This is a genomic window from Saccharopolyspora sp. ID03-671 (assembly GCF_045278815.1).
In the GTDB taxonomy this organism is placed as follows: Bacteria; Actinomycetota; Actinomycetes; order Mycobacteriales; family Pseudonocardiaceae; genus Saccharopolyspora; species Saccharopolyspora ipomoeae.
Window position 1 is genome coordinate 6,524,952 of sequence record NZ_CP134054.1, and the last position, 13,844, is coordinate 6,538,795.

The following is a 13,844-nucleotide window of genomic DNA, read 5'->3' on the forward strand; positions in this document are numbered from 1 at the left end:
ATGTTCACCTTCGACCGACGACGCTTCCTCGGCCTGGCCGGAGCCGCCACCACCGGCGCCCTGCTCGCGGGCTGCGGCCCGAGCGGAGGTCCCCGGGCGGGCGCGCCCCGGCCCGGCGGCCGGTTACGCGCGGCCTTCGCCGGTGGCGGTTCCGCCGAGGTCCTCGACCCGCACGACAGCGACCTCTACGTCGAGATCGCCCGCGCGAAGGCCCTGTACGACAAGCTCGCCGACTACGGCAACGACATGTCACCGCAACCGCGCCTGGCGGAGCGCTGGGAGCCCTCCGCCGACCTGCAGACCTGGCGGATCACGTTGCGCCAGGCCACCTTCCACGACGGTCGGCCGGTGCGTGCGGCCGACGTGCTCGCCAGCTACACGCGCATCACCGAACCCGGCAGCAGCAGGCGCGCCAAGTCGAGCCTGTCGGTGATCGACCTGCCCAACAGCCGCGCGATCGACGACCGCACCGTCGAGTTCCGCCTCAAGCGCCCCTACGCGGAGTTCCCGAACGCGCTGGCCACCCTCGGCGCCTACATCATCCCCGAGGGCACCACGGACTTCTCCCGCCCGATCGGGTCGGGACCGTTCCGCTTCACCTCCTTCGAGCCCGGCCGGTCGTTCCTGGGCGCGCGCAACCCGGACTACTTCGACGGCGCGCCGCTGCTCGACGAGCTGCAGATCGTGGTCACCAACGACGAAGCCGCCCGCGTCAACGCGCTGCTGGGCAAGCAGGTCGACTACGCCAACGACCTCACCCTCACCAGCGCCCGCACCTACGAGGCCGGCGGTCAGATCCGGGTGCTGCGGCTGCCGCTGAGCAACTTCCAGGGCCTGGCGATGAAGGTCGACCGACCGCCGTTCGACCGGCCGGAGCTGCGGCAGGCGATGTTCCACCTCGTCGACCGCGAGGAGCTGGTGCGGTCGGTGCTGCAGGGCTCCGGCCAGGTGAGCAACGACGTCTACGGCCAGGGATACCGCTACTACGCCGAGTTCCCGCAGCGCAGGCAGGATCTCGACCGCGCCCGCGACCTGGTGCGCCGGGCAGGCGCCGAGGGCATGACCATCGACTTCGACACCTCCGACGCCTCCACCGGGTTGAAGGAGGCGGCGCTGGCCATCAGCGACCAGGCCCGCGAGATCGGCCTGAACCTGAACGTCAAGCTGGGCAACAAGGACACCTACTGGTCCGACATCAACAAGAGCGGCGTGCTGGCCAGCTACCGGTCCGGTGGGATGCCGCTGGACTCGCACTTCTCGCAGCGCCTGCTCAGCGGCTCCACCACCAACAACACCGCGTGGCGGCGGCCGGAGTTCGACGAGCTGTACGACACCGCCCAGTCCACAGCGGACGAAGCCCGGCGCGCCGAGCTCTACACCCGGATGCAGCGACAGCTGTTCGACGAGGGCGGCTTCCTCTGGTGGGGTGTTTCCGACTGGATCGTCGGCTCGGCGCCCAACGTGGGCGGCATCGACGAGCGCTCACCGGCGAACACGCTGCACTGGGCGCGGTTCGACAAGGTGTGGCTGGCGTGATCGGTTACATCGCCCGCCGGCTGCTGCTCGGCGTGGTGCAGGTCCTGCTGGTCGCGGCCGGGGTGTTCGCGCTGACCGAGGCGCTGCCGGGGGACGCGGCGGTCACCATCGCGGGTGACAACCCCGACCCGGCCGTCATCGCCGAGCTGCGCGAGCAGCTCGGCCTGAACCGGCCGGTCGGGGAGCGCTTCGCGGAGTGGCTGGCGGCCGCCGCCCACGGCGACCTCGGCACGTCCCTGGTGGGGCCGCGCCCGGTGTCGGAGGTCATCGGTTCGGCCTTCGGCCCGAGCCTGCTGCTGGCGGTCCTGGCCCTGGCGCTGCTGATCCCGCTGGCCACCGGTCTCGGGATGCTGGCCGCGCGCCGCGAGGGCGGGCGCCTGGACCGGGTGATCACCAGCACCACCCTCGGCCTCTACGCCGCACCGGAGTTCGCGATGGCGGTCCTGCTGGTCACCGTGTTCGCCGTCCAGCTGGGCTGGTTCCCGCCCACGGCCGTCGGCGGCTCGCTCACCGCGAACCCGGCGCTGCTGGTGCTGCCGGTGCTGGTCCTGCTGCTGCGCCCGATCTGCTCGCTGAGCAGGCTCGTCCGGGCGGGCGCGATCGACGCCCAGCGCGCCCCCCACGTGGAGCACGTCCGGCGCCTCGGTCTCTCGCCGACGCGGATCCGCGTGTTCCACGTGCTGCCCAACGCGGCCGCCCCCGCGGTGCAGCAGCTGGCCCGCACCGCCGACTGGCTGCTGGGCGGGGTGATCGTGGTCGAGGCGATCTTCGTGGTGCCCGGCCTGGGAACCGCGCTGCTCGACGCCGTCTCGGCCCGCGACCTGCCGGTCGTGCAGGGACTGGCGCTGGTGTTCTCCTGCACGACGGTGCTGGTCAACCTCGGCGCGGACATCACCGCCCGCGCCCTGTCACCGACCTCGGAGGTGGGCCGATGACCAAGTACCTGCTCCCGGGCGTGCTGGTGGCGGTGCCGGTGCTGCTGGCGCTGCTCGGACCGCTGTTCGCCTCCGAGGACACCACCAAGGACGTGGCGTTCCTGCTCGGCGGCGGGCACCTGCTGGGCACCGACTTCCTCGGCCGCGACGTCACCGACGAGGTGCTGCGCGGCGGCCGCACCCTGGTCGTCACGGCACTGACCGCCACGGCCTGCACCTACCTGCTGGCCGTGCCGGTGGGCCTGATCGCGGGCATGACCCGCAGCCGCGTCCTCGACGAGATCCTCATGCGGCCGCTGGACGTGCTGCTGGCGCTGCCGTCGATGCTGATGCTGCTGCTCCTGGCCGCGCTGGCCCCGGGCAACACGTGGGTGCTGGTCGGCGTCGTGGTGCTGATCAACCTGCCCGACGTGGTGCGCATCAGCCGCGCCGCCGCCCTGTCGCTGTCGACCCGGCCCGCCGTGGAGGCGATGCGCCTGCAGGGCGAGCACCGCGCCCGCATCGCGATCCGCTACGTGGCCCGGGAGATGCGTCGCACCCTGGCCGCCGACCTGGGCACCCGGCTGACCGGCGCGGTCTACTTGGCGGCCTCGGCGAGCTTCCTCGGCGTCGGCGTGGCCCCCGGTGTGAGCGACTGGGCGGCGATGGTCGACCGGAACCGCGTCGGCCTGTTCTTGCAACCGTGGGCGGTGGTCGTGCCCGCGCTGCTGATCGTGGCGCTGTCGGTCGGGGTGAACCTGCTGTTCGACCGCTGGCTCCGCCACCGCGACGTGAACTTCTTGGAGGCACGGTGACCGCTGTCGCCGCACACGACATCACGATCTCGGCAGGGGAGCGGACGTTGCTCGCGGGCGCGTCGTTCACCCTGCCCGCCGGGCGGATCACCGCGCTGGTCGGCGAATCCGGCAGCGGGAAGACGACCCTGGCCCGCGTCCTGCTCGGCGACACCCCGGCGGGCGTCGGGGTGTCCGGTGAGGTCGAGGGCATCCCGTCCGAGCCGGGCGCCGTCGGCCACATCCCGCAGCAGCCCTCCGCCGCCCTCAACCCGGTGCGCCGGGTGGGTTCGGTGCTCGCCGAGATCGCCCGCCTGCACGTGCCGAAACCGCAGGTCCGCGAGCGGGTTCTGGAGGCGTTGCGGCAGGCGCAGATGCCCGACGGGCACCGGTACCTGCGCCGCTACCCGCACCAGCTCTCCGGCGGCCAGCAGCAGCGCGTGGTGCTGGCCCAGGCGCTCATCGGACGGCCCCGGGTGCTCATCGCCGACGAGCCCACGACCGGCCAGGACCCGGTGATCCGCGCCCAGCTGGCGGCCGAGCTGCGCGCGACGGCCGAGCAGGGCATCGCGATCCTGCTGCTCACCCACGACCTGGAGCTGGTGCGCGAGATCGCCGACCGCATCCTGACCCTCGCCGACGGCCACCTGACCGAGTCCGAAGTGGACCTCCTGCCGCAGGGGTCGCCGACACCGCAGGAGAACTCGAACGAGCCGATCCTGCGGGTGCGCGGCCTGCGCGCCGCGCACGGACGCGCCGACGTCCTGCACGGCATCGACCTGGACGTCGCGGCGGGGGAGCGGGTGGCGGTGCTGGGCCGCTCCGGCAGCGGCAAGACGACCCTGGCCCGCTGCCTCGCGGGGCTCCACCGATTCCGCGGCGAGGTCCTGCTCGACGACCAGCCGCTCCCACCCGTGCTGCGCCGCCGGACCCGGGAGCAGCTGGCCCGCGTCCAGTACGTCTTCCAGGACGCCCGCGCCTCGTTCGACGAGTTCACCCCGGTCCTGCACCAGGTCGCCCGCACCGCCGAACGCCTCCGCGGCACCGACCGCGGCGGGGCCCGAGCCCGCGCGACCGCCGAACTCGCCGCGCTCGGCCTGCCCGAATCAACCGCCCGACGCCTGCCCTCGGGCCTGTCGGGCGGTGAGCTGCAGCGCGCCGCCCTGGTGCGCGCGACGATGGCCGAACCGGACGTGCTGATCTGCGACGAGATCACCTCCGGGCTCGACGCCCGCCACCGCGAAGACCTGCTGCGCGTGCTCACCGAGCTGCAGGCGAACACCGGCTGCGCGCTGCTGATGATCACCCATGACATCCGCGCGGTGGCGGCCCTCACCCACCGGACCCTGGTCGTGCACGAAGGCCGCGCCGTCGAGCACGGCCCCACCACCGACGTCCTCGAATCACCGCAGCACCCGGCCACCGCCGACCTGGTCCGCCCGACCCGCCCGCTGGCCCAAAACCCGCGCAGCGCCTAGAACTCCGTCCCCTTCGTGATCACGAGGGAGATAGTTTTAGCCATAATTGTCCCGACATTTCGGGCATTGATCATGGGTAATTATGGCTAAAACTGTCCCCTGCCGAGTTGCTCGCGTCAGACACCCCCCCGCAGTTCCGGACAAACACCACTACCGCCGTGATCGGCCCAACCGCTCCCTGGTGGGACGGACCGGTTGTCATTGCCACTCGTGAACGGTGAACGACCCGGCGAGCCGGTCGAAGTAGCGGAGGTCCTTCCAAAGCTCCCGGTTGCCGATGACGTAGAAGCGTCGTTTGGCCCGGGACACCGCCACGTTGAGCAGGTTCGGGCGCTCGGCCGCCCACTGCCGCGCGCCGGGACGCTTCGGGTTGCTGCCCAGCACGAGGACGATGACGTCGGATTCCTTGCCCTGCACGGTGTGCACGGTTCCGACATTGCGATTCGCGAACTCCGGGCTGACGTGCGTACCGAGCCGACTCTTAGCTTCTCTCACGACGTCGCGGAACGGGCTGATCACCCGGACATCAGCGAGGTCGACCCGCTGAGCCGCCAGCTGGTCGAACAGATCGGTGAGCGCATCGCCCTCGTCGTCAATCCAGTGACCTGCGGAGACCGAGCTCTGCACGTCGATCCAGCAGTTCTCGCCCGGGAACTCACCGTCGTGCCGGGTCCCGTAGACCATGAGCGTTCCGCCGTAGGCGATGTCGTTGGAGACCTCGAACATCGGGCGGTCACACCGCCGGTGCACGCGCAGCGGAGCGCCCACCCAGACCTGCTCGTCGCTGTCCAGGACGGGCAGCGCGGTCCCGTGGCGGGTGAGTCTGTCTGCCACGCCCTGAGCCGACGTCGTTTCCGGGCTCCACTGCTCGTCGACCTGGTGGTGGCGACGCAGCGCGTCCTGGGCCGGGGCCGGCAGCGACACGATAGGTTCCAGCTGCTGCGGGTCTCCCACGACGACCGCCCGCTGACAGCGCCACAACCCACCGACCACCTGCTGCGGGGTGGCTTGCCCCGCCTCGTCGACGAGCAGCCAGCCCAGGTTTTCGCGGCCAAGGCCGGTGAAGAGCCGGGGCAGCGAGGCGAACGTCGTCGAGATCATCGGCACGACCAGGAACAACGACTGCCATGCCGCCAACGTCGCTGCAGGAGACGGCTTGACGTTTCCCTGCAGCAGTTCGGTCATGACCCTGAGGTTGTTCCGGAGCCGGTCCCCGGAGCGCAGGATGAAGGCGCGGTGCAGTCGCAACGCCCGCAGGAACAACCGGTTTCGGGCCGTGACGTACTCCTCGTCTGCCCACGGCGCGCACTTCTGGAACTCGTCGTCGGCGGCGAAGTCACCGGGAAGCGGGACGCGGCCGGGCCAACTGTCGCGTGCCCGAGTCACCTCGTCCTGAGCCAGGTCGAGCTCGTAGGAGGCCGCGGCGCGTGCCTCCTCCGCCTTCTGCCGCTGGGTCAGCTTCGCGCTCAGTCGTTGCTGGAGCTGGTCTCGCGTCTCTTCGATGCCGCGGAGCGCTTTCTTGGCCTGATCCCGGGCCTCTTCGAGGTGTTCGTGCTTGGCCTGCCACTCCCGCGGTGCCCGGAACCACGTGGCCAGAGTGACCCATAATCCGGGCCGGTGCCGGAGGTGGCTCTCGTAATCGTCGTCGGCGTCGCGGAACACCCGGTCCGCTTGCTTCACCTCGGCGTCGGTGGTCGCGAGATCCTTCCTCACCAGACCGCACAGGGCGTCGGCGTCGGCGAACGCCGCCTTGGCCTCCTCCCAGCGCTGATGGCAATGCGCCTCCGCGGTGATCGCGTCGGCGGCGCGCTGCCGCGTCTCGGCGAGGCGTTCGACCTCCTCGCGGGCTCGTCGGAAGTCGGCGACCGCGGTGTCCCAGTCGTCCAGTGCGTCGGGATCGTCGCCGGCCTCCTTGAGTAGCTGGTACATGCCGGTGACGTCATCCTCGGAGGCCTCCTGGTTCTGGGAGTTCCCGTAGTCGGCCCACCAGAAGCGCTTGGCGAAGGTGTTGCGGTACTTCATGCTGCCGAGGGTCGCCGAAACCAACCCCCACGCCTCGTCGTCGAGGACGTGCGAGGCCAGATCGGTGAAGTAGTCGGCGCCGACTGCCTCGTCGGCGTATCCGCGCACGGCCTCGAGCCCGGGAACCTCGGCGGAGACGTTCTGCGCCGCGTCGTTGGTCGCGGTCGCCAGGACGATCTCGAAACCGCTCACCGCGCTGGAGACCCCGTGCACCCGCGTCCGGATCTTCTTCGGTCCCACTGGAACGAGTTCGACCAGCTCGGTGAAGCCCTCGGCCGGGGATCCGAGCTCCGCGAGGCGGTTCGCGCGCTCCAGGACGATCGCGGCGAGAACGTCGCGCAGCAACGTCGTCTTGCCGGTGCCTGGCGGACCGTTGACCGAGAACAGGCCCGCGTTGTCGCGGAGCTCGGCGACGATGCGGTTGACCGCGAACTGCTGGCTCAGGACGAGCGGCTTGGCGGGGTCACCCGGCCACCGCGCGGCCGGGATGTGCCGCGGTTCGACTCCGGCGATCACCGCGTCCGGGTGCGTTCGCACGTCGATCCTGCGCCGGGTGTCGAGCTCCTGCTCGTCGGTCAAGTAGTTCCGCAGCGCGGTTCCCACGTCGTCCTTGGCCACCGCGTCCGCGACGTGGTTGAGGTCTCCGGCGATGTGGCTGTTGAGGAAGTCCTGGTCGGCTGAGTCGTCGCGCACGCGGATCTGACTGCACCGGACGCGAACCCCGGCGACGTCGAGGGAATCGTGAACGCCCAGCGCCGCGGCCATCTCGGCGACGAGCTCGTGCAGTGCGGCAGCGGTGACGAGAAGACGAGGTTCGCTGGGTTGTTCGGCGGTGCTCTCGGGTTCGTCACCGTCAGCGTCCGCATCATCCGGGCCGAACACGCTCTCGGTGAACGCGCCGGCGGCAGCCCCGGCGATGCCGCCGAGAACGGGGACCGCGGTTTCAGTCGCTGTTTTGACCGCTGTGCCAGCGGCTTCGGCTCCGGCGCTCCACGCGTCGATACCCGCGGACTTCAGGCGACCACCGAAGGCGCGCACGACCCGATCGAACGGGCCGGACGTCTTCCTGTCGTCGTGCTCCTCGTCGGTGAAGGTCCTCCGATCCGGGGGCACAAGCCGGTCCATCGCCTCGGCGAACGCCCGCTCCTCGTCGGCGAAACCGTCGAGGTCGTCGGGATCCAGCCTGGAGGAGGTCAGCTTCCCCAAGGTCCAAGCGCAGGCCGACAAGGTCGCGCCGTTCTCGACCAGGCACCCGTCGGCGTCGATCGTGAGGGCGAACAGGGCGGTGTGCCCGTCGCTCGGGCGTTCTTCCCTCGTGTCCTGGCCGAACGCCCTCACCAGGGCGTCGCTCACCGCCGACCGCGAGTACAGACCGCCGTAGACGGTGAACTGCCACGTGCGCTTGTCGGGGAGCGGCTCGGAGAGGAGCGGATGTCCCATCTCCCACGGGGCGAGTTTCCCCGCGTCCAGATCGAAGACCTGCTCGGGGGACCGTCGTCGGTAGGGCTTGGTCTTCGGCACGTCCTGCGGACTGAGCATCTCGACGCTTCGCCAGAACCGGACGATGTTCGCAGACCGGTTGTCTCCCACAGAATTCCCCCAGTGCCATCGCGCAGTGTGCTCGCTTGATTACCGCTCGGAGCAAGGGGCACTGTAGAGCATGATCGGATTCCCGTGGGTTGAGATCGTGAGATCTCATCCTGGCCGGTCACCAGACGGTGTAGCCGCCGTCTACGACGAGGTCTGTGCCGGTGCAGTAGCTGCTCGCGTCGGAGGCGAGGAAGAGGACCGCCGGGGCGATCTCGCGGGGTTCGGCGACCCGGCCCATCGGGGTGTCGTCGAGCCAGACGCGGCGCCACTCCTCGTTGCTCAGGCCGCGTTTGGTCATGTCGGTGCCGACGTAGCCGGGGGAGATCGAGTTGACCCGCACGCCGCGCCCGGACCACTCGCCCGCCAGCGACTTGGTGAGGTGGATGACGCCCGCTTTCGCGGTGTTGTAGGCGGATTGGGGCTGCGGGTGGTTGGCGATGTGCCCGCTCATGCTGCCGGTGTTGATGATGCTGCCGGAGCCCTGCGCCAGCATCCGCTTGCCCGCGGCCCGGCAGCAGTAGAAGACGCCGTCGAGGTTGACGGCCATGACCCGGCGCCAGTCGGCGGGATCGAGTTCCTCGCTCGGGTGGTTGTGCACGATGCCGGCGTTGTTCACCGCGACGTCGACGGAACCTCCCGCGTCCACGACGTGCTCGAACGCGGCCTCCACGCTGTCCGGGTCGGTGACGTCGCCCGCCACGAACTCGACCCCGTGGCGCTCGGCCGCCGCTCTGCCGGTGTCGGGGTTGACGTCGCAGATGAACACGCGCGCGCCCGCGTCGCGGAGGGCGAGCACGATGGCCTCGCCGATGCCCTGCGCGCCACCGGTGACGATCGCGTTCCTGCCGTTGAGCGTGAAGAGGTCGGTCACCGTTCCTCCTGAGCGATTGCGGCGATCTGCTGGGCGACCTCGACGAGGTCGTCCCCGACGATGTCCGCGGGAGCGAACACCTCGGCGTAGTGGCCCTCCAGGCGGCCGGCCCACCCGGTGGTGAGCCCGGCGCGTTTCGCGCCGTGGCAGTCGAAGGCGTGCACGGCGACCAGGGCGACCTCCTGCGGAGCCCGGCCGAGCTGGTCGAGGGCGTGCTCGTAGACGTGGACCGGCGGTTTCCAGCTGCGGACGTCGGCCACGCTGATGACCTGGTCGACGTGGTGGGCGAGCCCGGTGCGCTCCAGGAACGCGTTCGTCGTCTCGGCGGTGCCGTTGCTCAGGCAGACCATCGAGATACCGGCGTCGGCCAACGTGCGCATGGCCGGTTCGACGTCGGGATGCGCGGGCAGCTCGCCGAACCCGGCGAGCACGTGCGCGACCCCGGCGTCGCTCATCCGCCCCCGCGAGAGGGTCCGCAGCGCGGACGCGGCGACTGCGGGGAAGTCCGCGTAGTCACCGGCGAGGCTCAACGCCATCCCGTCCCGCAACAACCGGTCGAACCACCGCTCCACCAGCTCGGGCGCCAACCCGGCCTCGGCGAACCGAGATCGCAGGGGTTCCAGGGCCATGAGCGTCTCGACCACGTCGAACGCCACGGTCCGAGGCCGCGTGAGCATGACGATCCCCTCCCAGATCGAGATGAAGCCTCGAACGATTCGTACCCGCCCGCACAGCACCACGCCAGTGAGCGATCTGCCCGCACCTCTGCCCTTCGGTGCCTGGTGGTGTGCGGGAGTGATCGCGAAGCTGGAGCGGATGGGCAACGCGCGGAACACGGAACGTCGGCAGGACAGCCGGATGGAGGGGACCGGCACGTCCCGTCCTGCCCTTGACCTGCGGCGGAGCGCTTCGGGTGTGGCGCCGGAGGATTTGCTCGCGCTGCAGCGGAAGGCCGGGAACCGGGCCACGGCGGTTGCCGTGCAGCGGGCGGGGGAGCGGTCGGTGGCCGCGCCGGACGAGGCCTGGTGGTTGGGGAAGCTGGTCAGCGCCCAGCGGCTGAAATCCGATCTGCTGCAGCGGTTGAAGAAGGGGCCGCTCTTCAGCGACGACGAGGTTCGGGTGATCAAGGAGCAGCGCCGGGGCTGGCTGGAATCGGCCGGGGTCGGCACCTATGACGACGCGGCGACCTACGCCCGCAACGGGAAGTACCACGACTGGTTGCAGCTGCCCCCGGGACGACGCCTGCTCATCGCCACCCTGGAATTCCGCGAGAGGGTGCGCGAGGGACGGCAGGACAGTCCCGCATACACCCTCGGCCGCACGCTCACCGCGAACGCGCAGCCTGCGGAGGAGCGAGCACCGCTGCACGCCGAGCGGGACGAGCAGATCCGCAACGCCTTCGTCGACACGCTGCACCCGCAGGAACCGTCCGGGGAGGGTGCCACCGCCGAGCAGCAGAAGCAGGCCCACGCGCAACAACTGCTGACCCGCGTCTTCCTGATCCTGCAGAACGGCCTGAAGATCCGGCCGGCCCCGGGGGCGGAGCACATCGACTACCGGGAGGGCGACGTGGCGCGGGCGCTCGCGCACGGGGGCCGGGTCAACATCCGCATCCCGCCGCTGTCGCAGGACGGGCCCGGGCGCTACGAACTGGCGGAGTGGCTGGAGATCGCCGACGCGCAGGGTGAGCTCCCCGAGCACGTCACCGAACGGACGTACGCGAGCCACCACATGTCCATCAGCGACGATCGAGGCGGCAGTGAAGGGGCGTTCAAGGAGCGTGGCGGCTGGCCCGCCACGGTCCGCAACTTGTTGCCCCGGTTGAAGCAGCACCAGGTGTTGGTGAGGGGCTTGGACGCCGGCATCGGCGGCAAGGGCAATCTCGACTGCAACGGTGACCTGATCATGCCCAACGGGGCGCACGGCCACCTGCTGCTGATCTACACACCGCCGCGGTCGACCAGAGCGGGCTCCCTGGAGGTCGGGCTGGAGACGCTCGCGCCCGGCAACCACGACAGCCCGGTCGGTCACGTGCACAACTGGCGCTCGACGGAGTCCACCGCCAACCCCGAGTCCAGCGTCCACGGACACAAGCAGGACAAGATCGGCGCGGGCAAGCTGCGCGACAACCAGCGCTACGTCAACCTCGCCGAGTTTCCCCAGCCCTGGCCGGACTTCCTGCGCAAAGTGGAAAGCGACTACAACGCCCGCATCAGCGCGGCCCAGACCGAGGACGAGCTGCGAGAACTGGTCGCCGGCCTCGTCGGCCGCCGCGGCGAAGGCCGCTTCCCGCGCCCCTGATTCTCACCGCGTTCGGTGGCCGAGTGATGCGGCGGCTGCTCGGCGTGCGCGACGGGAGGTCAGGCGTCGACGGACGTTTCAGCCTCCTGGGGTGCTCGGCGGCCGAATGGCGTCATGATGGCGACGTTGAACCATCCGAGGAAGGCGCCGAGCAGTCCGCCCAGCACCGCGGGAACCGAGGTGATCAGCGGCAGCAGCACGCTGTCAGCGGGCAGCGCCAGGCCTCCGAAGTTCGTGTAGATCCCGATGAAGAACGTGGCCAGACCCATGGACAGGCCGTTGAAGAAGGGGAGGGTCCCGGTGTCCCGCGCGAACGGCAGGAACTGCATCGCGTAGATGAGCGGAACGAGGGCCACCGGCAGGCCTACGAACCACGACACGTCGCCGCTCGTGACGATCGCGGCGTTGCCCACGACCGTTCCGACGAGCAGCGAGAAGATCAGTGCGATCGCCGCGCTGACCACACCGCTCAGGAATGACGGGACCACGATGCGGAGCACGGTCGGCCTCGCGCCCAGGGCGAAGTACTCGGCCCACACGATGAACGCCAGCCACAACGGCAGCGACCAGGTGCCCAGCCACAGTCCGAAGGGGAGGGCGACAGCGACGGTCACCGGCACGGCCACCCACAGGGGAATGGACTTCATTGCTGCTCCTCTTGAAGGTCGACTCCTTTGACCAACCTCGTCGTGCGCACTCGCCTCGCACATGGGTTCGTGAACGTGCGGGACACCGGGTGAGCGGCGTCGGACGGAAAACCGAACAGCGGGTCGTTGTCAGACTTCCACTCACAGGCCCGGTGTGCCCACTCCGTACAACGAAAGTGGCGCAGTTGTAGAACTTCTCGCATTGCGGCGTCGGAATGTGAACACGTGCGCGAAGAACCGGCCACCGTCCTCGCGGACCGCCAGCCCCGGACGAACGGATGTTCCCCGGGGTGCAACCCCTGGCGCAGCACCGAGCGCGCCAGAGGATTTCGTCCCTGGTGGACGCTGCCACCGGAAGCTCAGCATGAAGTCTTCGGGTAAACCCATGCCCGCTGATCCGGTGCTCGCAGGTGTACGCACCGGGTACGACCAACCGCCCTGCTCAACGCACGACGCTTCCTCGGAACCCGCGCTCACATCAGCCAGCACCGAGGGCATTGACATGCAGGAGGGTTTTCGATGTTACGGCGATTGGTCGTCCTTCTCGCCACTTTGGCGGGGCTGGTGTTGGTCGCGCCCGCGGCGTTCGCGGGCAGCCCCCACTTCATCCAGTCGGCGTTCGAGGCTTCTGCCTCCGGCAACACGCTCACCGTCTCCGGCAAGGAAGCCGGGCTGGGAGACGAATCTCAGGTGCACATCGTGCTCACCGCCACTGCGGAGTGCATCAACAGCGGCGGCAATCACCCGCGCGCGGTGAACAAGACGAGCGTCTCGACCGCGGGCGACTTCCCGGTGCAGAACGGGAAGGCCGAATTCACCCTCACCGGGACCGCGACATTCCAGCCGTCGTGCAGCCCGCCCATGACCGTGCGGTTCACCAACATCGTGGTGCAGGACACGACCAACGGCATCTCTGCGAACGTGCGGCTCTGAGGCAGTCCGCGGTCGAACGAGCATTCAGCCAGGATTCATCCATCCAGCACGCCAGAAGACCTGAGCGTGTCCGGAGCTCCCCCTCTCACCCAAGGCGGGCCCTGCCCGGGCCCGCCTGCTGCCGCATCCGGGGGTCAACGATCGGATGGCCGAGCGCTTCAAGGGCAGAGGGATGTCCGGTGGCTCCTGCGTCGCGAAGCAGGTTCTCGGCGTCGCCGCGGTGCAGCGGGAGCCACCGGGTGGTGGAGCGGTCTCATCGGCGGTGCTCTTCGACGACGACTGCGATGACGTCGCCGTCGATCGCGGGCGGCCGGCCGGTGTCCCTGCGCAGGACGTCCGCGAGGCGGTCGCAGACCCGTGCGAGTTCCTCTCGCTCGTCCGGGGTCGTGTGGCCTGCTTCGACGTTGTCGACCGCGGCGGCGATCGACACGAGCGCCCCGCGCATGACGTTCGCGACGTTGTTCATGGCCCCACCGGTGAGGTGGGCGGCATCGGAACACCGGCGAGTTCGTGGGTGGCCACGTTGCAGGCCGCGCACGTGGGCAAGAACCACGCCTCCGCGCAGGTGTCGGCGATTTCCGTCGTCCCGCAGAGTGTTTGGAACTGCTGGCCGTCGGCGGGTGCGGCGGTGGTGGCGTGCCTGCTGGTGCCGCCTGGTCGCCAGCTGAACGGGTGCGGCCGAAAGCTCGTCATCGAGTCCCCAGTGCGTTGTTGGTGGTGCCGCGGCATCGCGCGCCGCCGACTATTGGAACGGGTAA

The 13,844-nt window shown here is 70.0% G+C and carries 12 protein-coding genes; 6 read left to right on the forward strand and 6 right to left on the reverse strand.

Annotated features, from left to right (window positions below; genetic code table 11):
- From REH65_RS30285 to REH65_RS30300, 4 genes are read left to right on the forward strand one after another with little or no spacing between them, the layout of a single operon-like run.
- Positions 1-1,536, forward strand: a complete 1,536-nt coding sequence (locus REH65_RS30285) for an ABC transporter substrate-binding protein (protein ID WP_406690152.1) — start codon at positions 1-3, stop codon at positions 1,534-1,536.
- Positions 1,533-2,471, forward strand: a complete 939-nt coding sequence (locus tag REH65_RS30290; protein ID WP_406690153.1) for an ABC transporter permease — start codon at positions 1,533-1,535, stop codon at positions 2,469-2,471. The genes REH65_RS30285 and REH65_RS30290 overlap by 4 nt, the downstream gene beginning before the upstream one ends.
- The gene (locus REH65_RS30295) at positions 2,468-3,265 is read left to right on the forward strand and encodes an ABC transporter permease (protein WP_406690154.1); all 798 of its coding nucleotides are present in this window, start codon (positions 2,468-2,470) and stop codon (positions 3,263-3,265) included. Before REH65_RS30290 ends, REH65_RS30295 begins: the two co-directional genes overlap by 4 nt.
- Positions 3,262-4,722 carry an ABC transporter ATP-binding protein gene (locus REH65_RS30300; protein ID WP_406690155.1) on the forward strand — a complete coding sequence of 487 codons (1,461 nt, stop codon included), beginning with the start codon at positions 3,262-3,264 and terminating at the stop codon, positions 4,720-4,722. The genes REH65_RS30295 and REH65_RS30300 overlap by 4 nt, the downstream gene beginning before the upstream one ends.
- 198 nt (positions 4,723-4,920) lie before the next feature.
- Here the strand turns inward: REH65_RS30300 and REH65_RS30305 are convergent, their stop codons facing one another.
- The 3 genes from REH65_RS30305 to REH65_RS30315 form a co-directional block, all read right to left on the reverse strand.
- Positions 4,921-8,283: a DEAD/DEAH box helicase gene (locus REH65_RS30305; protein WP_406690156.1), complete on the reverse strand. Its 3,363-nt coding sequence runs from the start codon at positions 8,281-8,283 to the stop codon at positions 4,921-4,923.
- A 169-nt stretch (positions 8,284-8,452) separates the two neighbouring features.
- On the reverse strand, positions 8,453-9,205 hold the full coding sequence (locus REH65_RS30310; RefSeq protein WP_281458263.1) for an SDR family NAD(P)-dependent oxidoreductase: 753 nt from the start codon (positions 9,203-9,205) through the stop codon (positions 8,453-8,455).
- Positions 9,202-9,882 carry a haloacid dehalogenase type II gene (locus REH65_RS30315; RefSeq protein ID WP_406690157.1) on the reverse strand — a complete coding sequence of 227 codons (681 nt, stop codon included), beginning with the start codon at positions 9,880-9,882 and terminating at the stop codon, positions 9,202-9,204. Before REH65_RS30315 ends, REH65_RS30310 begins: the two co-directional genes overlap by 4 nt.
- A 238-nt stretch (positions 9,883-10,120) precedes the next feature.
- Here REH65_RS30315 and REH65_RS30320 point away from each other — a divergent pair, with 238 nt between their 5' ends.
- Positions 10,121-11,506, forward strand: a complete 1,386-nt coding sequence (locus tag REH65_RS30320) for a hypothetical protein (RefSeq protein ID WP_406690158.1) — start codon at positions 10,121-10,123, stop codon at positions 11,504-11,506.
- A gap of 59 nt (positions 11,507-11,565) precedes the next feature.
- Here REH65_RS30320 and REH65_RS30325 read toward each other — a convergent pair whose 3' ends face one another.
- Positions 11,566-12,153 carry a DUF1097 domain-containing protein gene (locus tag REH65_RS30325; RefSeq protein ID WP_281458266.1) on the reverse strand — a complete coding sequence of 196 codons (588 nt, stop codon included), beginning with the start codon at positions 12,151-12,153 and terminating at the stop codon, positions 11,566-11,568.
- Between the two features lie 552 nt (positions 12,154-12,705).
- Between REH65_RS30325 and REH65_RS30330 the strand changes: the two genes are divergently transcribed.
- A complete protein-coding gene (locus REH65_RS30330) occupies positions 12,706-13,086 on the forward strand; it encodes a hypothetical protein (protein WP_406690159.1) in 381 nt (126 codons plus the stop codon).
- A gap of 253 nt (positions 13,087-13,339) precedes the next feature.
- On the opposite strand, the gene REH65_RS30335 is transcribed toward REH65_RS30330, so the two are convergent.
- Complete coding sequence (locus REH65_RS30335) at positions 13,340-13,552, reverse strand: hypothetical protein (protein WP_406690161.1); 213 nt, start codon at positions 13,550-13,552, stop codon at positions 13,340-13,342.
- Positions 13,549-13,779: a zinc finger protein gene (locus tag REH65_RS30340; protein ID WP_406690162.1), complete on the reverse strand. Its 231-nt coding sequence runs from the start codon at positions 13,777-13,779 to the stop codon at positions 13,549-13,551. The genes REH65_RS30335 and REH65_RS30340 overlap by 4 nt, the downstream gene beginning before the upstream one ends.
- Between the last annotated feature and the right edge of the window lie 65 nt (positions 13,780-13,844).